This is a genomic window from Streptomyces sp. NBC_00726, from assembly GCF_045161735.1.
GTDB lineage: Bacteria > Actinomycetota > Actinomycetes > Streptomycetales > Streptomycetaceae > Streptomyces.
This window is the reverse complement of sequence record NZ_CP108983.1, coordinates 6,195,982-6,218,946: the sequence shown is the minus strand read 5'-3', so window position 1 is coordinate 6,218,946 and position 22,965 is coordinate 6,195,982. Positions and strand designations below refer to the sequence as shown.

Annotated in this window: 20 protein-coding genes and 1 riboswitch; of the genes, 10 read left to right on the top strand and 10 right to left on the bottom strand. The window is 72.0% G+C overall.

Annotation, left to right across the window (positions count from 1 at the left end; translation table 11 throughout):
- Positions 1-6 precede the first annotated feature (6 nt).
- From OG338_RS27640 to OG338_RS27615, 6 genes are all read right to left on the bottom strand, one after another.
- The gene (locus OG338_RS27640) at positions 7-2,079 is read right to left on the bottom strand and encodes an alpha-galactosidase (protein WP_405939939.1); all 2,073 of its coding nucleotides are present in this window, start codon (positions 2,077-2,079) and stop codon (positions 7-9) included.
- An 89-nt stretch (positions 2,080-2,168) separates the two neighbouring features.
- Entirely contained in the window at positions 2,169-3,635 is a 1,467-nt protein-coding gene (locus OG338_RS27635) for an endo-1,4-beta-xylanase (RefSeq protein ID WP_405939938.1), read from the bottom strand.
- Between the two features lie 258 nt (positions 3,636-3,893).
- Entirely contained in the window at positions 3,894-5,552 is a 1,659-nt protein-coding gene (locus tag OG338_RS27630; protein WP_405939937.1) for a catalase, read from the bottom strand.
- Between the two features lie 159 nt (positions 5,553-5,711).
- A complete protein-coding gene (locus OG338_RS27625; protein WP_405939936.1) occupies positions 5,712-5,957 on the bottom strand; it encodes a DUF6480 family protein in 246 nt (81 codons plus the stop codon).
- Positions 5,958-6,084: 127 nt separating this feature from the next.
- Positions 6,085-7,644: a polysaccharide lyase family 1 protein gene (locus OG338_RS27620; protein WP_405939935.1), complete on the bottom strand. Its 1,560-nt coding sequence runs from the start codon at positions 7,642-7,644 to the stop codon at positions 6,085-6,087.
- Positions 7,645-7,811: 167 nt separating this feature from the next.
- Entirely contained in the window at positions 7,812-8,237 is a 426-nt protein-coding gene (locus tag OG338_RS27615; RefSeq protein ID WP_405939934.1) for a DUF3592 domain-containing protein, read from the bottom strand.
- Positions 8,238-8,560: 323 nt separating this feature from the next.
- Here OG338_RS27615 and OG338_RS27610 point away from each other — a divergent pair, with 323 nt between their 5' ends.
- Positions 8,561-9,475 (top strand): diiron oxygenase, encoded by a 915-nt coding sequence (locus tag OG338_RS27610; RefSeq protein ID WP_405939933.1) that lies wholly within the window; start codon positions 8,561-8,563, stop codon positions 9,473-9,475.
- 21 nt (positions 9,476-9,496) lie between these two features.
- Positions 9,497-11,131: an FAD-dependent oxidoreductase gene (locus OG338_RS27605; RefSeq protein ID WP_405939932.1), complete on the top strand. Its 1,635-nt coding sequence runs from the start codon at positions 9,497-9,499 to the stop codon at positions 11,129-11,131.
- Positions 11,132-11,141: 10 nt separating this feature from the next.
- On the opposite strand, the gene OG338_RS27600 is transcribed toward OG338_RS27605, so the two are convergent.
- On the bottom strand, positions 11,142-11,666 hold the full coding sequence (locus tag OG338_RS27600) for a DoxX family protein (RefSeq protein ID WP_405939931.1): 525 nt from the start codon (positions 11,664-11,666) through the stop codon (positions 11,142-11,144).
- Positions 11,667-11,902: 236 nt separating this feature from the next.
- Between OG338_RS27600 and OG338_RS27595 the strand changes: the two genes are divergently transcribed.
- Together OG338_RS27595 and OG338_RS27590 are read left to right on the top strand one after the other, a co-directional pair.
- Positions 11,903-13,918 carry an FAD-dependent oxidoreductase gene (locus OG338_RS27595; RefSeq protein ID WP_405939930.1) on the top strand — a complete coding sequence of 672 codons (2,016 nt, stop codon included), beginning with the start codon at positions 11,903-11,905 and terminating at the stop codon, positions 13,916-13,918.
- A 43-nt stretch (positions 13,919-13,961) separates the two neighbouring features.
- Positions 13,962-14,498 (top strand): PadR family transcriptional regulator, encoded by a 537-nt coding sequence (locus tag OG338_RS27590; RefSeq protein ID WP_405939929.1) that lies wholly within the window; start codon positions 13,962-13,964, stop codon positions 14,496-14,498.
- A gap of 31 nt (positions 14,499-14,529) precedes the next feature.
- On the opposite strand, the gene OG338_RS27585 is transcribed toward OG338_RS27590, so the two are convergent.
- Both OG338_RS27585 and OG338_RS27580 read right to left on the bottom strand, forming a co-directional pair.
- Entirely contained in the window at positions 14,530-15,465 is a 936-nt protein-coding gene (locus OG338_RS27585) for a hypothetical protein (protein WP_405939928.1), read from the bottom strand.
- Entirely contained in the window at positions 15,462-16,277 is an 816-nt protein-coding gene (locus OG338_RS27580) for a phosphatase PAP2 family protein (protein ID WP_405939927.1), read from the bottom strand. Before OG338_RS27580 ends, OG338_RS27585 begins: the two co-directional genes overlap by 4 nt.
- A 148-nt stretch (positions 16,278-16,425) precedes the next feature.
- Here OG338_RS27580 and OG338_RS27575 point away from each other — a divergent pair, with 148 nt between their 5' ends.
- The 6 genes from OG338_RS27575 to OG338_RS27550 all read left to right on the top strand — a co-directional run bounded on the left by OG338_RS27575 (position 16,426) and on the right by OG338_RS27550 (position 21,782).
- Positions 16,426-17,055 carry a TetR/AcrR family transcriptional regulator gene (locus OG338_RS27575; protein ID WP_405939926.1) on the top strand — a complete coding sequence of 210 codons (630 nt, stop codon included), beginning with the start codon at positions 16,426-16,428 and terminating at the stop codon, positions 17,053-17,055.
- A gap of 205 nt (positions 17,056-17,260) precedes the next feature.
- Entirely contained in the window at positions 17,261-18,268 is a 1,008-nt protein-coding gene (locus OG338_RS27570) for an SPFH domain-containing protein (RefSeq protein WP_405939925.1), read from the top strand.
- The gene (locus OG338_RS27565; protein ID WP_405939924.1) at positions 18,265-19,164 is read left to right on the top strand and encodes a hypothetical protein; all 900 of its coding nucleotides are present in this window, start codon (positions 18,265-18,267) and stop codon (positions 19,162-19,164) included. Before OG338_RS27570 ends, OG338_RS27565 begins: the two co-directional genes overlap by 4 nt.
- 56 nt (positions 19,165-19,220) lie before the next feature.
- Complete coding sequence (locus OG338_RS27560) at positions 19,221-19,727, top strand: NUDIX hydrolase (protein ID WP_405939923.1); 507 nt, start codon at positions 19,221-19,223, stop codon at positions 19,725-19,727.
- Between the two features lie 50 nt (positions 19,728-19,777).
- Positions 19,778-20,272 carry an FBP domain-containing protein gene (locus OG338_RS27555; protein WP_405939922.1) on the top strand — a complete coding sequence of 165 codons (495 nt, stop codon included), beginning with the start codon at positions 19,778-19,780 and terminating at the stop codon, positions 20,270-20,272.
- Positions 20,273-20,315: 43 nt separating this feature from the next.
- Positions 20,316-20,409: riboswitch (TPP riboswitch) on the top strand.
- On the top strand, positions 20,400-21,782 hold the full coding sequence (locus OG338_RS27550; protein WP_405939921.1) for a purine-cytosine permease family protein: 1,383 nt from the start codon (positions 20,400-20,402) through the stop codon (positions 21,780-21,782). (Overlaps the previous riboswitch by 10 nt.)
- 60 nt (positions 21,783-21,842) lie before the next feature.
- Here the strand turns inward: OG338_RS27550 and OG338_RS27545 are convergent, their stop codons facing one another.
- The gene (locus OG338_RS27545; protein ID WP_405939920.1) at positions 21,843-22,757 is read right to left on the bottom strand and encodes a helix-turn-helix domain-containing protein; all 915 of its coding nucleotides are present in this window, start codon (positions 22,755-22,757) and stop codon (positions 21,843-21,845) included.
- Positions 22,758-22,965 lie beyond the last annotated feature (208 nt).

Sequence of the window (22,965 nt, the reverse complement as noted above, 5' to 3'; positions counted from 1 at the left end):
GTACCGTCAACGGACGCGGACGGCGTGCAGGACCAGCGCGGACTCCGGGTGCGGGAGCGGCAGCTGGAGGCCGATGTGGGCCAGGAACTCGCCGGTGGCCTCGGCCTGTTCCGGGGACGGGCGAGGCGCCGGGCGCGGCCCGTCCGCGACGGCCGGTGGGCCGACCGGTGTGAGGCGGTAGAGCCCGTCGGGGTCGAGGCCGGTGAAGCGGGCCCGGGCCGGGGTCTCCGCGCGGCCGGCGGTGAGCTGGACGTACGACAGCAGCGCCTCGCCCCGGTCGGGGGCGACGACGGCGGTGAGTGAGACGGCGTCGTCGTCGGGGCTGTCGTGGCGGTAGAGGCGTCCGGTGTGCAGCAGGGTGCGGTGGCGTTTGTACTCCGCGACCCAGGCGGCGAGTTCGGCGCGCTCGGCGTCGGTGAGGGTGGTGATGTCCCACTCGATGCCGAAGTGGCCGAACAGCGCGGTCGCGGCGCGGAAGGCGAGGGTGTGCGTGCGGCCGGTGCTGTGGCAGGTGGTCGGTCCGACGTGGGCGCCGGTCAGTTCCAGCGGCAGCAGCAGGTTGGTGCCGCGCTGGATCTCCTGCCGCTCCAGGGCGTCGTTGCAGTCGGAGGTCCACACCCGGTCGGTGTGCTCCAGGATGCCCAGGTCCACGCGGCCGCCGCCGGACGCGCAGCTCTCGATCTCCACACCGGGGTGGCGCCCGCGCAGCTCGGCCAGGAGCCGGTACGCGGCGGTGGTCTGGGCCCGGACGGCGGCACGGCCCTCGTGGCCCGGCTCGACCAGGTCGCGGTTGTGGTCCCATTTGAGGTAGGCGATGTCGTAGGTGGAGAGCAGGGTGTCGAACCGCTCCAGCAGATAGGCGTACGCTTCCGGCCTGCACAGGTCCAGCACCTGCTGGTTGCGCCAGTCCGGCGGGAGCCGGTCGGCGGCGTGCAGCGCCCAGTCGGGGTGCTCCCGCAGGAGCCGGGATTCGGGGTTCACCATCTCCGGTTCGCACCACAGCCCGAACTCCATGCCGTGTGCCCGCACCTGACGGATCAACGGGTCGAGCCCGTCCGGCCACACGTCCGGGTCGACATACCAGTCGCCGAGACCCGCGGTGTCGTCGCGCCGGCCGAGGAACCAGCCGTCGTCCAGGACGAAGCGCTCGACACCCACCTCGGCCGCGCGCTCGACCAGCGGCATGAGGCGCCGCGGATCATGGTCGAAGTAGGTGGCCTCCCAGTTGTTGAGGACGACGGGGCGCGGCCGGGCACCGGGGTCGGGGTGGTGGGCGCGGGCGCGCAGCCAGTCGTGGAACCGGGGCGTGATGCCGTTGAGTCCGGTCCCGGAGTACGCGGCACAGAGCCAGGGCGTCATGTATTCCTCCCCGGGTGCGAGGGCGCACTCGCCGGGCAGGAGCAGTTCGCCGGTGCCGATCACGCAGCCGTTGGACGGCATGCGTTCCGCGTAATAGCGCTGGTTGCCGCTCCATGCGAGGTGCACCGACCAGATCTCGCCGTCGTCCCAGCCGAAGCCGGGGGTGCCGGCGGACAGCAGATAGGGGCTGTCGTGGCCGGGGCGGCCCCGGCGGCTCTCCCGCAGATGGGTGCCGTGGTTCAGCGGGTGGCGCTGGGGCTGGCGCTCCTTGGCCCACCGCCCGGTGAAGTCCATGGCCTCCATCGCCCGCGAGGGAATCGGCAGCACCGGTGTCAGCTCGTCCAACTGGTAGGTGTCGGCACCGGTGTTGCGCAGTCCGTGGCGCAGCCGCAGCAGTCCGGAAGGCGTCAGTTCCAGCTCCGCCCGCCATGCCAGCCGGCTGTGCGGGTCCTCGGCGTGGACGGTGAGCCGGGCATCGTCGGCGTGGACGGTGCGGGTATGGGTGAACGACGGCGACCAGGCCGTGCCCGCCCGGTGGCCCATGAGACCGGGGCGGCCCTGGTGGACCTGGGCGTTCAGCGGGAGGAGCGAGGTGCCGGCGACCGTGTCGCCCAGGGTCCGGGCGGTGGCATCGGAGAGTCCTCTCCCCCAGTGCAGGACCCGCCCGTCCGTCTCGTCGGCGACCAGGCTGACCCCGGCGGCGGTCAGGTGAACGGGCATGCGCGGTCCTTTCCGGCCCCGACTGTATATCCGGCCTCCTCCCGGGCAGGGAGGAGGCCGGCGGTGTGCGGTGTGCGGTGTGCGGTGTGTCAGGAGGTCAGGGTCCAGCGCTGGTTGCTGCCGTTGCCGCAGGAGTAGAGCTGGATCTTGGTGCCGTTGGCCGTGCCGGTCCCGACGGCGTCGAGGCACAGTCCGGACTGGACGCCGACGATGGTCCCGTCGGAGTTTATGCGCCACTTCTGGTTGTCGCCGCCCCAGCAGCTGTAGATCTGGATGCGGGCGCCGTTGCCGCTGCCCCCGGCGTCCAGGCACTTGTTGCCGTAGACCCGCAGCTCACCGGCTGCGGTGCGCTCCCACTTCTGGTTGGCGGCGCCGCCGCAGTCGTACAGCTGGACCGCGGTGCCGTCCGCCGTGGCGGAGTTGGGCACCTCCACACAGCGGCCGGAGCCGACGCCCTTGAGCTGTCCGCTCTGCCCGCCGTCCTCGCCGCCGTCACCGTCACCGTCGCCGGGGTCGGTGGACGAGCCGCCGTTGAGGGCGTTGAGGACGGAGGTGTACGCCGCCTTCTTGCTGCCGTCGTTGTTGAACAGCAGCGGGGTGTCCCCGGACCGCCAGGAGTCGCTGTCGCGTACGCCCCATACGGTGAGGCCGAGACAGCGCGAGACGGCCAGGCAGTCGTTGACGACGGAGGCGTAGGTCGAGGCCGATGCGCCCTGGATGTCGAGTTCGGTGATGGCCACGTCCACACCGAGGGCGGCGAAGTTCTGGAGGGTGGTGCGGAAGTTGCTGTCGTACGGGCTGCCGCTGTTGAAGTGCGACTGGAAGCCGACGCAGTCGATCGGCACACCGCGCTGCTTGAAGTCCTTGACCATGCTGTACACCGCCTGGGTCTTCGCCCAGGTCCAGTTTTCGATGTTGTAGTCGTTGTAGCAGAGCTTGGCGGCCGGGTCGGCGGCGCGCGCGGCACGGAAGGCGGCCTCGATCCAGTCGTTGCCGGTGCGTTGCAGGTTGGAGTCGCGGCGGGCACCCGAACCGCCGTCGGCGAACGCCTCGTTCACGACGTCCCACTGGGTGATTTTGCCCTTGTAGTGGCCCATCACGCCATTGATGTGGTCGATCATCGCCTGGCGCAGCGTGCTGCCGCTGAGGTTCTGCATCCAGCCGGGCTGCTGGGAGTGCCAGGCCAGGGTGTGGCCGCGTACCTTCTTGCCGTTCTGCACCGCCCAGTCGTAGACGCGGTCGGCCGCGGTGAAGCTGAACTGTCCCTGCTGCGGCTCGGTCGCGTCGATCTTCATCTCGTTCTCGGCGGTCACCATGTTGAACTCGCGCGCGGCGATGGAGGTGTACGCCGAGTCACCGAGCTTGCCCGAGGCGATGGCGGTGCCGAAGTAGCGCCCGCTCTGCGCCGCGGCGGCACCGAGGGTGGTCTCGGCGGCGTGCGCGTCCGACGGTGCGACGAGTGCGGCGGACGCGCCCAGGACGCCGACGAGCAGCGCCGGCAGCAGTGCGCGGAGCGGCCGGCTGAGAGCGGGTCTCGGAGGGGCGTAGGAGCCCATGACGGTGCCTCCTCAGTAGGGGAATCACGGTGCCTCGGACACGGATGATCGAGGGCTTGACAGGCCACCGTCAACACTTCGCGCAGAAAAAGTTTCTGTTAAATCTTCGAAATATTTCGATATCCAAATCAGTTCGCTCACCTGATTCCGGGTGAAGTATGGCAATTTACCCCACTGCGAACACGCACACTTCCCAAGCGTGGCGACACAGGCAAAGACCCTCTCGAAATATTTCGAGAGGGTCGGGGGCCGCCCGTTTCAGCGGGTGACGGCGTGGCGTTCGTCGGGGACGCAGTGGGTCATCGTCAGGCCGGTGACATCACGCGGCGGGTTGTCGCCGAGCCGGGAGAGGCGCTGCCGGTCCTCGTCGGTGAGGGTCTGGCCGGGCAGCGGCTCCAGGCCCTTGACGTCCGCGGGGGTGATGCGGAGCCCTTCACCGATCTTGAGGCCCAGTTCGTTCTCCACCAGCAGGAAGTGCCAGACCATCCGCTCCTGCACCGGCCGGTCGCACTGCGAGAGCAGGTTGACGAGGTTGTGCACGAGGTCGTCGCGCTCCCACTGCTCCATCAGGACATAGCGCTGCCCGGCCTGGAGGTAGTCGTTGGTCCGGGGGATGCGTTTGCGGGTGAGCCGGCCGCGCACCTCGGGGCCCACCTCGTCATGTGTGGGGAAGTGCGCCTCGCGCAGACCGCCCGTGATGGACGGCTCGTAGTTGACGATCGGGTTCCCGCCGCCGCCGTCCACGTGATACGTCATCAGGCCGTCGCGCTGGTTGGTGTGCACCGCGGCGTTCTTGGCCTGGTTGACCGGCAGTTGGAGGTAGTTGGGCCCGACTCGGTAGCGCTGGGTGTCGCTGTACGAGAAGGTGCGGCCCACCAGCATCTTGTCGTCGGAGAAGTCGAGCCCGTCCACCAGCACACCGGTGCCGAAGGAGATCTGGTCGTTCTCCGCGAAGTAGTTGTCCGGCATCCGGTCGAGCACCATCCGGCCCACCGCCCGGGGCGGGAAGTCCTGCTCGGGCCAGGTCTTGGTGTCGTCCAGCGGGTCGAAGTCCAGCTCCGGGTGGTCGTGGTCGTCCATCAGCTGGACGAGGAGTTCCCACTCCGGGTGGGCGCCGCGCCCCACCGCCTCGTACAGGTCCTTCGTGGCGTGACCGAGGCTGTCGGCCTGCACGTTGGCCGCGTCCTCCTCGGTCATGCTGCGCACGCCCGCCTTGGGCACCCAGTGGTACTTCACGAGGAAGGACTCACCGGCCTCGTTGACCCACTTGTATGTGTTGACGCCGAAGCCCTGCATATGGCGGTAGTCCACCGGGATGCCGCGCGGGCTGAACAGGTTGACCAGCATGTGCATCGCCTCGGGCGTCTGCGACATGAAGTCGAAGATGCGCCTGGGCTGCTGCTCGAACGTGACGGGGTCCGGCTTGAGCGCGTGGATGACGTCGGGGAACTTGATCGCGTCCCGGATGAAGAAGACCGCCAGGTTGTTGCCGACGAGGTCCCAGTTGCCGTCCTCGGTGTAGAACTTCACCGCGAAACCGCGCGGGTCGCGCGCCGCCTCGGAGGAGTCCCGGCCACCGATGACGGTCGAGAAGCGCACCGCGACGTCCGTGCGCTTTCCGCGCTCCTGGAAGAGCTTGGCGCGGGTGAAGCGGGCGACGGGCTCGTCGCCGAGGGCACCGTACGCCTCGAAGTAGCCGTACGCGGTGACGCCCCGGGCGTGCACGACGCGCTCGGGAATCCGCTCGCGGTCGAAGTGGCTGATCTTCTCCAGGAACTGGTAGTTCTCCAGCGTCGCCGGGCCGCGGGCCCCGACGGTGCGCTGGTTCTGGTTGTCGTACACGGGGTGGCCCTGCCGGTTGGTGAGCGTCTCGCGCTCGTCGCCGGCGGCGGGCCCCCTGCTCGATACGTCCGTCACGTGCGTCGACTCCTTCGGAACGTGTGCGTATGCGCCGTTTCCTCAAGCTATGCGAGGTTTACGCACCCGGCAGGGCGGGCCGCCCGTGCGGGCGCGCGGACACGGCCTTCCCGCTCCGGGCGGATCGGCCGTTCGGGTTCCGGTCGCCGCTCTCCCGCGTCAGAGCAGCAGGATGATCGCGTACACCAGGAAGAACGCCGCGATGAGCAGCGTGATGCCGATGATCAGCGCCATCGGGGCTTTCGCCCAGCCCTTCGGCGGGTTGTACGTGATGTCCCGGGGCCCGCCCCCCGACAGGCCGCTCTCGGGGGGCGGGGTCTCCCCGGGCGGCACTCCGCCGGCGGGCTGCGGTCCTGTGGTCTCGCGGGGTTCCCGGTCCGGGTCCGGGGTCTGCGAAGGAGTCATGTGACCCACGTTCCCCGAAGACCGCCGGGTTCGCCCGCGCACGGGCCGGTCCCCGGTACGTGCGCGAAGGGCCGGTCCGGGGAGGGTGAGGCTCCCCGGACCGGCCCGGCTCTGCGGACGGGGGCGGCTATCCCGCGTACGTCTCGAACTCGGCGATCCTCGGTGTGCCACTGGCCGAGGTGATCTCGAAGGTGATCTTGCGCAGGGAGGTGGCCGGGATGGTGATGGTGCCCGCGCCGCTGCCGGTCTTGAGGACCGCGCCGGAGTCGGCGTCCAGCAGTCGCCAGGAGCCGGTCACGCCCTGGGCGCCCGCGGCCTCGCGGATGGTGACCGCGGAGACGGTGGTGGCGGAGGGCCATTTGACGGAGATGGAGCCGGTCGTGCCGACCGGGGACCAGTAGGTGTTCAGGTCACCGTCGCGCACATTGCCGTAGCTGGTGCCGCTCGCCTTGCTGGAGCCGTCGGAGCCGGCGCCGAGGCTGAGGTTGGTGCCGGCGGGGGTGGTGGGGTCGGTCGGGTCCGTGGGATCGGTCGGGTCGGTGGGGTCCGTCGGGTCGGTGGGGTCGGTCGGGTTCGTCGTGGAGCAGTTGCCGTCCGAGACCTTGAGCCCCTTGTTGGCGCCCGCCGTGCTGGTCACGATCGCGGGCACGCAGGAGGACGCGTCGAGGGTGTACGCGTAGGGGATGCTGACCGTGGTGTTGGACTGCGGGTCCGGGCCGGCCGGGTGGTTCTCGCTGCCGGGCGAGGACCAGGTGATGTTGTCGAAGGTGTTGCCGCTGACCTGCCAGTATCCGGTGGTGTCGGTGTAGAAGGTGCCCAGGACGTCCTTGGAGTCCTTGAAGTAGTTGTTGTCCACCTTGGCGTGGGCGCCGGCCCGGGAGTTGATCCCGGACTTGTTCAGTTTCACGTAGTAGTTGTTGTAGATGTGGGCGATGCCACCGCGCAGCAGCGGGGTGCGGGAGTCGACGTTCTCGTACAGGTTGTGGTGGAACGTGATGTAGCCGTTGTCGAGCTGGGTCTCGCTGGAGCCGATGAGGCCGCCCCGGCCGGAGTTGCGCAGGGTGCTGTACGACAGCGTCACGTACTGGGTGTTGGCCTTCATGTCGAAGAGGCCGTCGAAGCCGTCGTCCTCGCCGCCGGACGCCTCCAGCGTGGCGTGGTCGACCCAGACGTTGCGGACGTTGCTCTCCATGCCGATGGCGTCGCCGCCGTTGGAGGTGGGCGAGCCGGACTTCTTGACGTTCTTGACGGTCACATTCTGGATGATGATGTTGCTGGACTGGCGGATGTGGATGCCCAGTTGGTCGAAGACGGCCCCGCTGCCGACGCCGACGAGGGTGACGTTGCTGATCTGCTTGAGCTCGATGACACCGGCCGCCGTGTTACAGCTGTCGCCGGACACCTTGGCGGTGTTGGCGTGGTTGATGGTGCCTTCCACCTCGATGATGATCGGGGTGCTGCTGCTGGCCCGGCCGCACAGGGCCTGGTGGATCTGGGTCCCGGTGGTGGCCCGTACGGTCTGCCCGCCCGCGCCGCCCGTGGTGCCGCCGTTCTGGCTCGCGTAGCCGGTGGCACCGCCCGCGACGGCGGCGGATGCCGCGGGCATCGTCAGGACCGCTCCGGCCGCGGCCGCCAGGGCCATCGTGGACAGCGCCGCAGAAAGTCTCAGTGCGACTGGTCGCCTCATGTTCGTTCCCATTCGTCGAAGAGAGATGGAAAGCGCTTTCTGGTTGGTGAGGATAGAGGCGGCAGGACCTGTCGTACAAGTATGTGAACGCGAAAAGATGGCGCTTTCTTGATTTGGGCACGTCAACAGTGGGTCCTCGAAGGATTTACTCAGCTCGAAGGATTTACTCAGAGCACCCCGGCGAGGATCGCGGCCGTCACCAGCGCGAAGACGCACCCCACCCCGGCCACCACCTCGCGGGCGCGCCGGGTCCCGAAGGACGGGGCCTGCGCGGTGGCACCCTCGGGGGCGTCCTCCGCGTAGTACACGGTCACGAAGTCGCCCTCCACCACGTCCAGTCGGCGTCGGCGCTCCTCGAAGGCGACGGTCCGGCCGGTCTCCGTACGGAATTCCAGGGTGGGGTGGGACTGGGTGACAAGGACCCCTTCGGCATCCTGGGCCTCCTCCGTGCGGACGCCCGTGCAGCGCGCCTCGGCGGTACGCCCGGCCCAGGCGGCCCGCAGCCTGGGGCCCTCCATCTGCCGATCGAGGCTCCGCGCGAGGCTCACGGCTGCGGACACGGCGATGACGAAGTAGACGGCGGCGATGACCATGACGCTCCCCCGGGTCGGCCTGCCCGGGGCCGGCACCGCCGGGCCATGGCAGACCGCCATGATCCCCCGGCCCCGATCCGCGGACAAGGGCCCCCGTGACCCCGCGCCAACGCCACGTACAGCGGCCCGCCGTGGAGAGAACGTACGAATTTCCTACGCGGGGGTAGTGAGCGCGCACCTCTTGCTATACCTTCCGTCTAACAGCTTGCTAGACGTCGCGTCTAACAAGCGTGCGGCGTCCGGCGGCCGGCGATCCCATCGGCCCGTACCCGATGAGGGCCGGACGGCGCCGGGGCCGATCTCTCGAACCAAGGAGCAGCAGCATGGCAAGCAGCACCGTTCGGCCGGAGGACCAGGACCGGGCCGCCGAGCAGGACGTCGCCCGGCGCCTGCTCGATTCGTCCGCGAAGCTCTCGTACGACCCGGTCACCGAAGTGGACTGGGACACCCCCCTCGACACGGACCACCACGGGGCGAGCCCCGAGTGGAGCACCCTCTACGCCACCGCGTACTGGGGTGAACTGACGGAGGCTCAGCGCAAGGCGCTGACCCGCCAGGAGGCCGCGTCGGTCGCCAGCACCGGCATCTGGTTCGAGATGATCCTCCAGCAGATGGTGTTGCGCGACATGTACGCCAAGGACCCGACCGACCCGCGCTTCCAGTGGGCGCTGACCGAGGTCGCCGACGAGTGCCGGCACTCGATCATGTTCGCCAGGGGCGCGGCGAAGCTGGGCGCACCGGCGTACCGGCCGCGCCGCCCGGTGGTCGAACTGGGCCGCGCCTTCAAGACCCTTGCCTTCGGCGAGGCGGCGTACGCGGCGATCCTCGTGGCCGAGGAGGTGCTCGACGTGATGCAGCGCGACTGGATGCGCGACGAGCGCGTCGCGCCGTTCGTCCGCACGATCAACAACATCCATGTGGTGGAGGAGTCCCGCCACATGAAGTTCGCCCGCGACGAGACCCGCAAGCGCCTGCGTGCCGCGGGCCCGGTGCGCCGCCATGTCAACGCGCTCGTCGTCGCCATCGCCTCGTACTACATCGTCACCAGCATGGTGAACCGGGACGTGTACGCGAACGCCGGCCTGGACGCCGCCCGGGCGCGGGCCGAGGCGAAGACCAACGAGCACCACAAGTCCCTGATGCGGTCGAGCTGTTCGGGGCTGATGGAGTTCCTGGCCTCGGCCCGTCTGCTGACGAAGCCGGCCCTGTTCTTCTACAAGCGCGCCGACCTGATCTGACCCGAGCCGAGAGCCCGAGCCATGACCTACGCCATCACCCAGACCTGCTGCAACGACGCCACCTGTGTCGCCGTGTGCCCCGTCAACTGCATCCACCCGACGCCGGAGGAACCGGACTTCGGCCGTACGGAGATGCTGTACGTCGATCCGCAGACCTGCATCGACTGCGGGGCGTGCGCCGACGCCTGCCCGGTGGACGCGATCTTCCCGGTGGACAGCCTCTTCGGGGCGCGCAAGGAGTACGCCGGCATCAACGCGGCCTACTACGCGGGCCGGGAGCCGGAGCCCGTCGCCGGGCCCAACTTCCATGCCTGGGGCGCGCCTTCCTTCGAGCGGAGCCTGCCGTCGGACTTCGCGCCGATCCGGGTCGCGGTCGTCGGCACCGGGCCCGCCGGGATGTACGCGGCCGAGGATCTGCTGCTGCACACCAACGCCGAGGTGACCCTGATCGACCGGCTTCCGGTGGCCGGTGGGCTCGTCCGGTACGGCGTCGCGCCCGACCACCCGGGGACGAAGGGGGTCGGCGAGACGTTCGCACGGTTCCACGCCCACCCCAGGGTGCGGATGCACCTCGGCGTCGAGGTCGGTACGCACATCGCCGCCGCGGAGCTGGCCGCGCACCACGACGCGGTGATCTACGCGGTCGGGGCGGGTGCCGACCGCCGGCTCTCGATCCCGGGCGAGGACCTGCCGTCGAGCATCGCGGCGACCTCGTTCGTCTCCTGGTACAACGCGCACCCGGAGGTGGCACCGGACGCGGTGGACCTGTCGCGGGCCGAGCGGGTGGTCGTCGCCGGGAACGGCAACGTGGCGCTCGACGTGGCGCGCATCCTCGTGACGGACCCGGCGGGGCTCGCGGGCACCGACATCGCCGACCACGCGCTGGCCGCCCTGCGGGGCTCCGGGGTGCGCGAGGTCGTGCTGCTCGGGCGGCGCGGCCCGGAGGACGCCGCCTGTACGTCGTCCGAACTGCTCGCGCTCAAGCATCTTCCGGGGGTGGAGCTGGTGGTGGACGACCACGATCCGCGTATCGGCCCCGCGATCGAGGACGCCGCGCCGGGTGGACCGGCCGCTGTGCTGCGCGGGGTGCGCCGGGAGTCCGTGGACTGGACGCGGCCGCCTGCGGAGGGGCGGCGCATCGTGCTCCGCTTCCACTCGGCGCCCGTGGAGATCACCGGCCGGGACGACGTGGACGGTGTCCGGGTCACGGCGGACGGGGGCGAGTCCGCGATCCCGGCGCGGCTGTTCCTGCGGGCCATCGGCTACCGGGGGCTGCCGGTGCCCGGGCTGCCCTTCGACGAGGCGACCGGCACGGTGCCGCACGAGGGCGGCCGGGTGGCGGGCCGGCCCGGCACGTATGTCGTCGGCTGGATCAAGCGGGGGCCCTCCGGGGGCATCGGCGCCAACCGCACCTGCGCCGCCGAGACGGTCGGCACGCTGCTCGCGGACGCGGTCGCCGGCGCGCTTCCCTCCGGCGCGCTCCCCGCCAGGGCGTTCGCCCGCCTGGTCCGGGCCCGCAGCCGCCAGGTGGTCGACGCCCGCGGCCTGGCCGCGATCGACCGCGCCGAACGGGCCCGGGGCCGGGACGGCGGCCGCCCCAGGGTGAAGTTCGGCACGGTCCCGGAACTGGTCGCGGCATCGAAGGGACGCCGCTGAGGGGCACCCCTCAGAACTCCTCCGGCTCCGGCACCCGTGCCCGCGCCCGCCGGCCGACCACCGCCGCGGCCGCCGCCGCGCTGCCCGCGAAGGCCAGGGCGACCATCCACGGCTGGTTGAACGCATGGCCCGTCGCATGGTCGACGGAGTAGCGGCCGGGGCCGGTCAGGCCGATCGCGGCGGCGGTGAAGCCGAGGAACGCCGGGTATTCGTAGCCGCCGCCCTGCGCGAAGAAGCCCGCGGGGGCGTGGACGGCCACCGCGCCCGCCATCGCCCCGGCCGCCGCCGCACCGGCGGCGGGCGTGGCGAGGCCCAGGGCGAGCAGCGCGCCGCCGCCCGCCTCGCCGAGCCCGGCGGCGAGCGCACTGTGCTTCGGCGGATGGAAGCCCATCGCCTCCATCGCGGCGGTGGTCCCCTCGATGCCCCCGCCGCCGAACCAGCCGAGGAGCTTCTGCGCTCCGTGCGCGGCGAGCACCGCGCCGGTGCCGGCGCGCAGGACGAACAGACCGAGGTCGTGACGGTTGACGCAGCCCATGGGGGTCTCCGGTGGGTTCCGGGGCCCCGCCCCGGACGGCGCGGACCCCTCGTTTCCGTACGCCACCAACTCTCCGCGCCGCACGGAGCGCCGGGTCCGTGGTGTTACTCCATCCGGGCGACCCACCCCGGGGCGTGAGTCGTGACACAGTGCGACGAACGCCATTGTGCAACTTGTTGCACAATGGCGTGGCGGTGGTCTAGAACTGGGGCGACGCCACAGCGAGGAGCCGCCGCATGAGCCCGTATCCGCACCTTCTGAGCCCGCTCGACCTCGGGTTCACCACCCTGCCGAACAGGGTCCTGATGGGGTCGATGCACGTCGGCCTTGAGGAGGTCGAGAACGGCTTCGAGCGCATGGCGGCCTTCTACGCCGAGCGCGCCCGGGGCGGCGTCGGCCTCATGGTCACCGGCGGCATCGCACCCAACGAGCGCGGCTGCACCTTCCCCGGCGGGGCGAAGATGACCACCGAGGCGGAGGCGGCCGAGCACGCCCGGGTGACCTCGGCGGTGCACGAGGCGGGCGGCCGGATCGCCATGCAGATCCTGCATTTCGGCCGGTACGCGCACCACCCGGACCTGGTGGCGCCGAGCGCGCTCCAGGCGCCGATCAGCGCGTTCACCCCGCACGCCCTGACCGACGACGAGGTCGAGGCGACGATCGAGGACTTCGCGACGGCGGCGGCGCTGGCCCGGAGCGCGGGGTACGACGGCGTCGAGATCATGGGCTCCGAGGGCTATCTGATCAACGAGTTCATCGCCTCGGCGACCAATCACCGCGAGGACCGCTGGGGCGGCTCGTACGAGAACCGCATCCGCTTCCCCGTCGAGATCGTGCGCCGGGTCCGCGAGCGGGTCGGCGACGACTTCATCATCATCTACCGGCTGTCGATGCTGGACCTGGTGCCCGGCGGCTCGTCGCTGGACGAGGTCGTGCGGCTGGCCCGGGAGATCGAGGCGGCCGGTGCGACGATCATCAACACGGGCATCGGCTGGCACGAGGCCCGTATCCCCACCATCGCGACCTCGGTGCCCCGGGCCGCGTTCACCTGGGTCACCGAGAAGGTGCGCGGGGCGGTCTCCGTACCGCTGGTGACGAGCAACCGCATCAACACCCCCGAGGTGGCGGAGCAGGTGCTCGCGTCGGGCCGTGCGGACATGGTGTCGATGGCCCGGCCGTTCCTCGCCGACCCGGACTTCGTCGCGAAGGCGGCGGCCGGCCGCGCGGACGCGATCAACACCTGTATCGGCTGCAACCAGGCGTGCCTGGACCACATCTTCAGCGGCAAGGTCACCTCCTGTCTGGTCAACCCGCGCGCCTGCCACGAGACGGAACTCGTCCTGTCGCCGACCCGCACCCGCAAGCGCGTCGCCGTCGTCGGCGCCGGTCCCGCCGGTCTGGCCTGCGCGGTCACGGCCGCCGAGCGCGGCCATGAGGTGACGCTCTTCGACGCGGCCGAGGAGATCGGCGGCCAGCTGAACGTGGCCCGCCGGGTGCCCGGCAAGGAGGAGTTCGACGAGACGCTGCGCTACTTCCGCACCCGGCTCGCGGAGGAGGAGGTCGCCCTGCGGCTCGGTACTCCGGTCGGCGCCGGGGATCTCGACGGCTACGACGAGGTCGTGCTGGCCACCGGGGTCACGCCGCGCACGCCCGCGATCCCCGGCGTCGACCACCCCAGCGTCGTCAGCTATCTGGACGTGCTGCGCCACGGCGCGCCGGTCGGCGACCGGGTCGCGCTCGTCGGGGCGGGCGGGATCGGCTTCGACGTGGCGGAGTTCCTGACGGACGGCGGCGAGGAGGCGAGCCTGGACCCGGAGGTCTTCTTCCGGCAGTGGGGCGTCGACACCGAGTACCGCGGCCGCGGCGGCCTCACGGCCCCGGAGCGCCCGAAGACCGCGCGCACCGTCCATCTGCTCCAGCGCAAGACGAGCAAGGTCGGCGCGGGCCTCGGCAGGACGACCGGCTGGATCCACCGCACCGAGCTCCGGCACCGCGGCGTCTCGATGACGGCGGGCGTCGGCTACGACCGGATCGACGACGAGGGCCTGCACATCACGGTGGGCGAGGAGCGGCACGTACTGCCGGTGGACACGATCGTGCTGTGCGCGGGGCAGGACCCGCGCCGGGACCTGTACGAGGAACTGCTCGCCGCGGGCCGCGAAGCGCACCTGATCGGGGGCGCCGACGTCGCGGCCGAGCTGGACGCCAAGCGCGCGATCCGGCAGGGCACGGAGCTGGCCGCCGCCCTCTGAACCGGACGGCCGGGTCGCCCCGGCCGTCCCTAGGATGCACCCCATGTCACTGCCGCACGCGATTCTCACCGCCCTGCTGGAGAAACCCTCGTCGGGCCTTGAGCTGACCCGCAGGTTCGACCGGTCGATCGGTTACTTCTGGTCGGCGACGCACCAGCAGATCTATCGCGAGCTGGGCAAGCTGGAACAGGCCGGGCAGATCAGGGCGCTGGAGCCCGCGCAGCCGGCCCGGGGGCAGAAGAAGGAGTACGAGGTGCTGCCGGCGGGCCGCGAGGCGCTGGCCGTCTGGGTGGCCCGGCGGGAGGACCCCAAGCAGGTCCGCGATCCGCTGCTGCTGCGGATGCGGGCGGCGGCGGTCGTCGGGGCGCCCGGCCTCGACGCGGAGCTGCGCCGCCATCTGGAACTGCACCGGCGGCAGCTCGCGGAGTACCGGGAGATCGAGGTCCGGGACTTCCCGCCGGAGCGCGACACCCCCGGGGACCGGCTGCGGCATCTGGTACTGCGGGGCGGCATCGACCTGGAGAACTTCTGGATCGGGTGGATCACCCGGGCGCTGGAGGACTACCCGCAGCCGACATGAGCGCGCCCCGTGCCGCGTACGGCGTACGGATTCAGCGGCGTCCCGCGCCGACCCGGCGGCGCTGCTCGCGGCGGGCGACGCGGGGGCTGCTGATGACCACCCGCGACGGGGCGGCCGGCGCGGCACCGGCCACCGCGGGCGCGGTCTGTGCCTGGGCGCGGGTCAGCAGGATCACACCCCGGACCGCCGCCACCGTGCCGAGCAGCGCCGGGAGCAGACCGGCCGGTCCGCCCTGGAACCGCTCCCCCAGCAGCGCCAGGCCGATCGCCGCGGCGGCGACCGGGTTGGCGAGGGTGACGACGGCGAGCGGGGCCCCGAGCCCGCCCCGGTAGGCGGTCTGGGAGAGCAGCAGCCCGCCCATCGCGAAGGCGGAGACCAGCACGGCGACGACCACCAGGCGCGCGCTGAGCAGCGGTCCGGTGTGGTCGGTCACCGCGACGGTCAGGGTCTGGGTGAGCGCCGACGCGACGCCGGACGTGATGCCGGAGGCCGCCGCGTGCCGCAGCCCGGGGCGGGCGCCCGGGCGGCTGAGGCCGGCGACCAGCGCCATGGTTCCGGCGCCCACGGCCAGCGCCTCGGTCATGGTCAGGGTCTCGTGCGGGGCGGCGCCGCCCGCCGTCAGGAGCAGGGCGCCGAGGCCGAGCAGGGTGAGCAGCGTGCCGCGCCACTCGGTGACCGTGACCCGGCGGCCGGCCGCCCGGGCGCCGAGCGGGACGGCCGCGACCAGGGTCAGCGCGCCGAGCGGCTGGACCAGGGTGAGCGGGCCGTACTTCAGGGCGGCCACGTGCAGCAGCGCGCCGCCCGCGTTCAGGCCGACCGCGCACCACCAGGCGCCGCGCCCGAGGAGCCGGAGCGTGCCGGTGCCGGGCGAGGTGCGGCCGGCCAGCCGGGCCTGGGCGACCGCCGCGGTGGCGTAGGCGGCTGCGGAGACCAGGGAGAGCGCGACGGCGGCCAGGGTGGCGTTCACCGGTGCGCCCCGGAGGTGGCGTACACGGCTCCGTGCTCCCGCTGCCGTACGACGGACGGCCACGGCTGCGGCGGGCGGACCGGTTCGGCGCGCGGGAGGCGGAGCGCGGCGAGCGATACGGCGAGCAGCGCGGCGACCACGATCGAGTCGAGCCAGTAGTGATTGGCGGTTCCGACGATGACGAACAGGGTGATCGCCGGGTGCAGCAGCCACAGCAGGCGCCACCGGGACCGGGTGGCGACGACCAGGCCGACGCCGACCATGACGGCCCAGCCGAAGTGCAGCGAGGGCATCGCGGCGAACTGGTTGGCCATGGAGTCCGTGGCCGGCTGGGCTCCGTACACCGAAGGTCCGTACACCTGGCCGGTGTCCACGAGGTGGGTGGCGGCGAGCAGGCGCGGCGGGGCGAGCGGGAAGAGCAGGTGCAGGGCGAGCGCGGCGCCGGTGAGCGCGGCGAGGACGCGGCGCGCCCAGACGTAGTGGCGGGGGCTGCGCCAGTACAGCCAGACCAGGAAGAGCAGCGTGGCCGGGAAGTGCACGGTCGCGTAGTAGGTGTTCGCCAGGTGGATCAGTGTCTCGTCGTGCAGCAGCAGGCCCTGGACCGCGCCCTCGCCGGGCAGGTGCACGGCGCGTTCGACGTCCCAGACACGGCCCGCGTTGCGGAACGCCTCGTCCACATGGCCGTTCGCGGCCTGGCGGCCGAGCTTGTAGACGAGAAAGAGCCCGACGACGAGAAGAAGCTCGCGGACCAGGGGCGGGCGGGCGAAGGTGTCCGGCTTCCGATCGGCGGGCGTGGTGCCGGTGTACTTCACCCGGTGCCCCTTTGCTGATGCGCTTCGGCGGACGTCCGCCCTTATCGATACGCCAGTGTACCGATACGGCGGCGTATCGGTACACGTGCGTATCGGTACACTGGCGTATCGATGGACCTCGTCGCAGAGTCGCAGAGAGGGAAGGCACATGTCGCCGCAGCCGACCGGGCAGGAGCAGACCCCCGCGCAGCGCCGCTCGAAGATCACGCCGGAGCGGGCGCAGGAGCTGTACACCGCCGTGCTCGACATGCTGCGGGAGAACGGCTACGAGTCGCTGACGATGGAGGGGGTCGCCGCCCGGTCCCGGTGCGGCAAGTCCACGCTCTACCGCCAGTGGGGCTCGAAGCCCGAGCTGGTGGTGGCAGCCCTGCACGGCACCCGGCGCGGCGCCCTGCGGAAGATCGACACCGGTTCACTGGCGGGCGACCTGCTGGAGGCGGCGCGGGCGATCGGCGAGGGCGCGGGCCGCGACACGCCCCTGATGCTGGCGCTGAGCCATGCGGCGCTCCAGAGCCCGGAGCTGCTGTGCGCGTTGCGCGAGTCGCTGATCCTGCCGGAGCTGGCCGCGATCGACGCGCTGGTACGGCGCGGGGTGGAGCGCGGCGAGGTGGCGCCGGACAACCGGGCGGTGGAGTTCGTCTCCGCGCAGCTGCTCGGTGTGATGCGGGCCCGTCCGATGCTGGCGGGGGCCCACGCGGACGAGAGCTACCTGGTCCGCTTCGTGGCGGCCGCGATCCTTCCCGCACTCGGCCTGGGCGCCCCGGCGTCCGGGTCCTGACAGACGTGGGCCGTCGTCCGAGCGGATGACGGCGGCCCGCTCGCGCCGCACCGTGGGGACGGGGGCGGCGCGCACCCGGCCGGCCGGTGACTTCCGAGAAGTCACCGGCCGTTCGCGTATCCGGGACTCCTTTATTCGTCCTCTTGACGATAAGGCGGGATTCCGCTTATCGTCGCCATGACGAAAACGACTTCAGGGGGTTCCCATGGCCGACATCACCCGCCGCTTCGGCTGGCGCCATCTCCGCTCGGCGCCCACCGCGCACATCCGCCACCACAAGCGCGGCGAGCTCGCCCACGACGGGGCCGGACTGAGCTTCTGGTACCGCTCGCTGAGCGCCGCGCTCTCCGAGGTGCCGGTCAACGACCGCGAGCTGGCCATGGCCTTCCACGCACGCACCTCGGACTTCCAGGACGTCACGGTCCAGGCCACCGTCACCTACCGGATCAGCGACCCGGCCGAGGCGGCCGCCCGCCTCGACTTCTCCGTCGACCCGGACACCGGCGCCTGGCGCGGCGCCCCCCTCGAACAGATCGCCACCCTGCTCACCGAGACCGCCCAGCAGCACACCCTGGACGTGCTGGCCCGCACCCCGCTGGCCGGCGCCCTGGTCGACGGGGTCGCCGCCGTCCGCGAACGGGTCGCCGCCGGTCTCGCCGACGAGCCGAGGCTCCCCGCCACCGGCATCGACGTGGTCGCCGTCCGCGTCGTCGCCATCCGCCCCGAGGCCGAGGTGGAGCGCGCCCTGCGCACCCCCGCCCGCGAGCAGATCCAGCAGGAGGCCGACCGGGCCACGTACGAACGGCGCGCCGTGGCCGTCGAGCGCGAGCGGACCATCGCCGAGAACGAGCTGGCCAGTCAGATCGAGCTGGCCCGGCGCGAGGAACAGCTGGTCGAGCAGCGCGGCACCAACGCCCGCCGCGAGGCCGAGGAGAGCGCCGCCGCCGACGGGGTGCGCGCCGAGGCGGAGGCCGCCCGCACGGTGCGGCTCGCGGGGGCCGAGGCGGAGGCGGCCCGGCAGGTGGGCGCGGCGCGCGCCGAGGCCCAGGCGGCCTGGCTGCGGGCACACGGCGAGGTGGAGGCCGCGACACTGCACGCGCTGGCGGCCACCCGGCTCGCCGAGAACCTGCCGCACATCGACAGCCTCACCCTGTCGCCCGACGTGCTCACGGGCCTGCTCAGCAAGCTGGGCCGGCCGGCGGCCGGGGCATGAGCCTCGCCCCGCGGGCGGTCCTCGTCCACCGCACCACGGAGTACGAGGAGCTGCTGGCCCGCCACGGCACGCACGGCCAGGCCGCGTTCCTCCTGGCCGCGCGGGGCCGGTCCATCGATGAGGTGGCCCGGCGGCACGAGCGGACCCGGCAGGCCCTGGCGGATGTGGCGGCGGCCGTTCCGCTCACCTGGCGACACTGCCGGGTGGAGCGGGCCGACCTGGACCGGTTCCTGTTCGCGCCCGAGGACGTGGTGGTGGTCGTCGGGCAGGACGGCCTGGTCGCCAACGCCGCGAAGTACCTCTCCGGCCAGCCGGTCATCGGCATCGACACCGATCCGGGCCGCAACCCCGGCGTCCTGGTGCGCCACCGGCCGGCCGACGCGGCGGCGCTGATGCGGGCGGCCGTGGCGCCGGGCGGCCGGGCCGACGCGCTGACGATGGTGGAGGCGGTGGCCGACGACACCCAGCGGCTGCTCGCCCTGAACGAGGTCTACCTGGGCCCGCCCGGCCACCAGACGGCCCGCTACCGGCTGGGCCCCGACACGGCGGACGCCCCCGCCGAGCCGCAGGCGTCCTCCGGCGTCCTGGTCGGCACCGGCACCGGGGCGACCGGCTGGCTGCGCTCGCTCTGGCAGGAGCGCCACAGCACCCTGCCGCTGCCCGGGCCCGCCGACCCCCGGCTGCTCTGGTTCGTCCGGGAGGCGTGGCCCTCGCCGTCGACCGGCACGTCGTTCGTCGCGGGCGAGCTGGGGCCCGGGCAGGGGCTGCGGCTCACCGTGGAGTCGGACCGGGTGGTGGTGTTCGGCGACGGGATGGAGGCGGACGCGCTGGAGCTGACGTGGGGGCAGAGCGTACGGCTCGGCGTCTCGGAGACCTCGCTGCGGCTGGCGGTGTGAACGCGGGGGCGGACGCGGCATCCCCGTAGGCTCGGCACCCCCTTCGAAGGAGCACCATGACCACCGATAACCCCCTCGCCCCGTCCCGTAACACCCGGCCGCCCAAGGCCCAGGCCGCGCTGGGGGTCGGGGTGATCGTGCAGGACGCGCAGGGCCGGATCCTGCTCGGCCGGCACCACAGCGGCACCTGGGAGCTGCCCGGCGGCAAGGTCGACCCGGTGCCGGAGTCCGTCGCGGCGGCCGCCGTGCGGGAGCTGCGCGAGGAGACCGGGCTGACGGTCCCCGAGGACGAGGTCACCGTCTTCGCGATGCTGCACGACGCCCTCGGCGGGATCAACCGTGTGACGATGGCCGCCCTGGTGCGGGTGGACACCGGCGCGGCCCGGGTGACCGAGCCGCATCTGATCAGCGTCTGGGAGTGGACCCCGCTCGACGCGCTCCCGTCGCCGCTCTTCGACCCGTCGGCGCAGATCCTCGCGACCTGGCGCCCGGACCTCGGCATCCCGCATCCGCCCGTGCACCGGCTCCCCCTCGCGACCGAGAAGCCCCAGGTGGGCCCCTAAGTGAATTAATGGTTTGCCTAGGACCCATAGGCAGGGTTAGCTTCGTGGTCATGAAGGCCCTGACCGAGCAGGACATCCGCTCATCGTTCGTGAATTGCTCCAAGGGGGAGGCCAAGCGTCTGCCGCTCCCCCGCGATTTCGAGGAACTGCCGTGGGACGACCTCGACTTCCTCGGCTGGCGCGACCTGTCCGCGCCGGGACGCAGCTACATCGTCACCGAGCACGAGGGCAGGACCGCCGGGATCTCGCTGCGCTTCCCGTCGCAGCAGCGCGGCTTCCTGCACCGCAGCATGTGCTCGCTCTGCCTGACCACGCACCCGGGCAGCGGGGTCTCCCTGATGACCGCCCGCAAGACCGGCCCCGCCGGGCGTGACGGCAATTCGGTCGGCCTGTACATGTGCACCGACCTGGCCTGCTCGCTGTACGTGCGCGGCAGGAAGAAGGTGGATTCCGGGGCCCGGTTCAAGGAGAGCCTGACCACGGAGGAGCAGATCGCGCGCACGGTCGACAACCTCCACGCGTTCGTGACGAAGCTCTTCAGCTGACCCCTGCGACGCCATCGAACGGGCCGGCGCTATTCTGGCCGCCACACCGGACACGGGGTGCCCCGCACGGGGCTGAGATCACACCCGTCGAACCTGAACCAGTTAGCACTGGCGGAGGGATGTCTTCATGTCGTTGCCGTATGCCCGGGACGAGCGCGCCGCCTTCGGCGGGCGCATGCCCACCGCCCCCGGCGATCTGCGCATCGAGGCGAACGGGATAGCCCCGGTCCCCGAGGACCGCCGCTACGGCCGGGCGGGCCGGCTGTTCACCGTCTGGTTCGCGCCCAACCTGACCATGACCGGCGTCTTCACCGGCACCGTCGGCATCGCGCTCGGCCTGGACTTCGCGACCGCGCTCGCCGCCGTCGTACTCGGCACCCTCGTCGGCGCCGCGCCGACCGCGTATCTGGGCACCTGGGGCAGCCGCACCGGGTCCGGTCAACTACCGCTCGCCCGCCTGGCGTTCGGTCCGGGGGTCGTACTGCCGGGCGCCTTGCAGTGGCTGTCGTCCATCGCCTGGGACGCCCTGATCGGCCTGTTCGGCGGGGACGCGCTGGCGCAGCTGTGCGGCTGGCCGTTCTGGCTGGGCGTCCTGGTCATGATGGCCGCACAGGGTGCGCTCGGGGTGCTGGGTTACGAGGTCATCCACCGGCTCCAGACCGTGATGACGTTCGCCCTGGCCGCCGCATTCGCCGTGCTCGCCGCGAAGCTCCTGCGCGGGGTGGACCCGGTGACCACCTCGGCCGTGCACGGCGCGGACCGGGCCGGCGCGTTCGTCCTGACCTGCACCATCGCCCTGAGCCTGGCACTGTCCTGGGCGCCGTACGCGAGCGACTTCAGCCGCTATCTGCCGCGCGAGACATCTCGGACGCGCATGTTCTGGTGCACGCTGGGCGGGATCAGCGCCTCCTTCGTGGCGGTCCAGACGATCGGGCTGTGGGGCGCGTCGGTCTTCACGGACCAGACCGCGCGCGGCATCGACTCGCTGCTCGGCGGGGGCGCGCTCGGCGCGTTCGGGCTGCTCGCGGTGGCGCTGGCCGCGCTGTGCAGCAACGCGATGAACGACTACAGCGGTTCGCTGGCGTTGCAGACCATGGGCGTACGTGTGCCGCGCCCGGTGGCCGCGGCGCTCGCCGCCGCCCTGGGGTTCCCGCTGGTGCTGTGGATGCACGCGGCGGACACGACCGCCCGCTTCCAGAACGTGCTGCTCCTCGTCGGCTACTGGATCCCCGGCTTCGTGGCGATCGTGTCCGTGGACTGGCTGGCCCGCGCCCGGTCCCGGCGCGGCGCCCCCGTCGACCTCGCGGCCGAACACGCCCGCCCGCGCCCGTGGTGGCCCTCGCTCGCCGCGTTCGCCGTGGCCTTCGCGGCGGCGGTGCCGTTCATGAGCACCGGCCTGTACGTGGGCCCGGTGGCCGAGGCGCTGCACGGGGCGGACCTGGCGTACGGGGTGGCGTTCCTCGTGGCGCTCGGGGTGTACGCCCCGCTGCGGCTGCGCGGGGCGCGCTGACTCACCCTTCGCCGGGGCGGGGAGGGGCGGGGCCGGGACCGACGGTGCCGGCCCCGGCCGTCAGGGCATCCTGGCCGTTCCCGTCGGCGCGCACTGCATCTGCTTCTCCGAGGGGATCTCCCCACACACGCTCATGGAGTCGAGCGGCGCGTCCTCGGAGACCCCGAGCATCTTGGTGTACGAGTCGTGCTCGAAGCGGATGAAGGCGTCCAGCTCCATCCCCCGGGCGTCCTTGATGATCACCTTGTCGCCGACGGCGCCGCCCTCGATCCGGCCCCAGACCGCCTGGCAGGCGGCGCTGTAGCGAAGCTCGATCTGCATGCCGCGCAGATAGGTGCTCTTGGCGGTCTTGGCGTCCCACTGGCACTCCATGGCCTGGGGGTCGTTGCGCCAGCAGGTGTCCGACGTGCACTTGACCTTGATGTCGCCCGCGCCGGGCACGAGGTCCGCGCCCTGTCCGCTCGCCTTCCTGCTCTCGGTGCGGGTCCTGGCGGCGTCCGGGCCCTGGTCCGCTCCCGCGAGATACGGCGAGAGCAGCCCGGTCGCCACCGAGCCCATCAGGGCACCGGCCGCGATGTACCCGATCACCGCGCAGCGCCGCCGCCACGAGCCCCCGGGCCGCTCACCCGGCATCCGCCCCTCGGCGGCCGGGTCACCGGCGGCGGTGTGCACGTCCGCGGCCCGGTCCCGGCCGACCGCGACCGGGGCGCCGGCTCTGGCCAGCAGGTCGAGCAGCGGTTCCGGCGGGGTGCCCGCCACGGCCGCCAACTGCTCGACCGCCACGGGGGTCGGCAGCTGCTTGCCGTTGAGAAACCTCTCCCACGAGGAGCGGCTGTAGTGCGTACGTCCGGCCAGCCCGCCGAAGCTGAGCTGCGCCCCCTCCTTGATCCTCCGCATCTCCGCGCCCAGTTGTGCGCGGGCCGCGTCCGTGGCATCCGGTGCCGGGTTCTTCCGATCCGACTTCGCGTTCGACATGCAAGAGCCCCCCTCGTCATGTGCGCCCCACGCGTCGTTTCCTCCCCCGGACCGACGCGGCGCGAGGGACACAATAGATCGGGTTCATGACGGCTCCGAAGCCGCTCAAGCGCGTGGCGCGGCGCGGACACAGCCCTGCCTGTCCCGCCGGCCGCCGAGTTCTTCCGTGCGCCCGCGAACGTCTGCGCGGATTACCAAGAAACCGTGC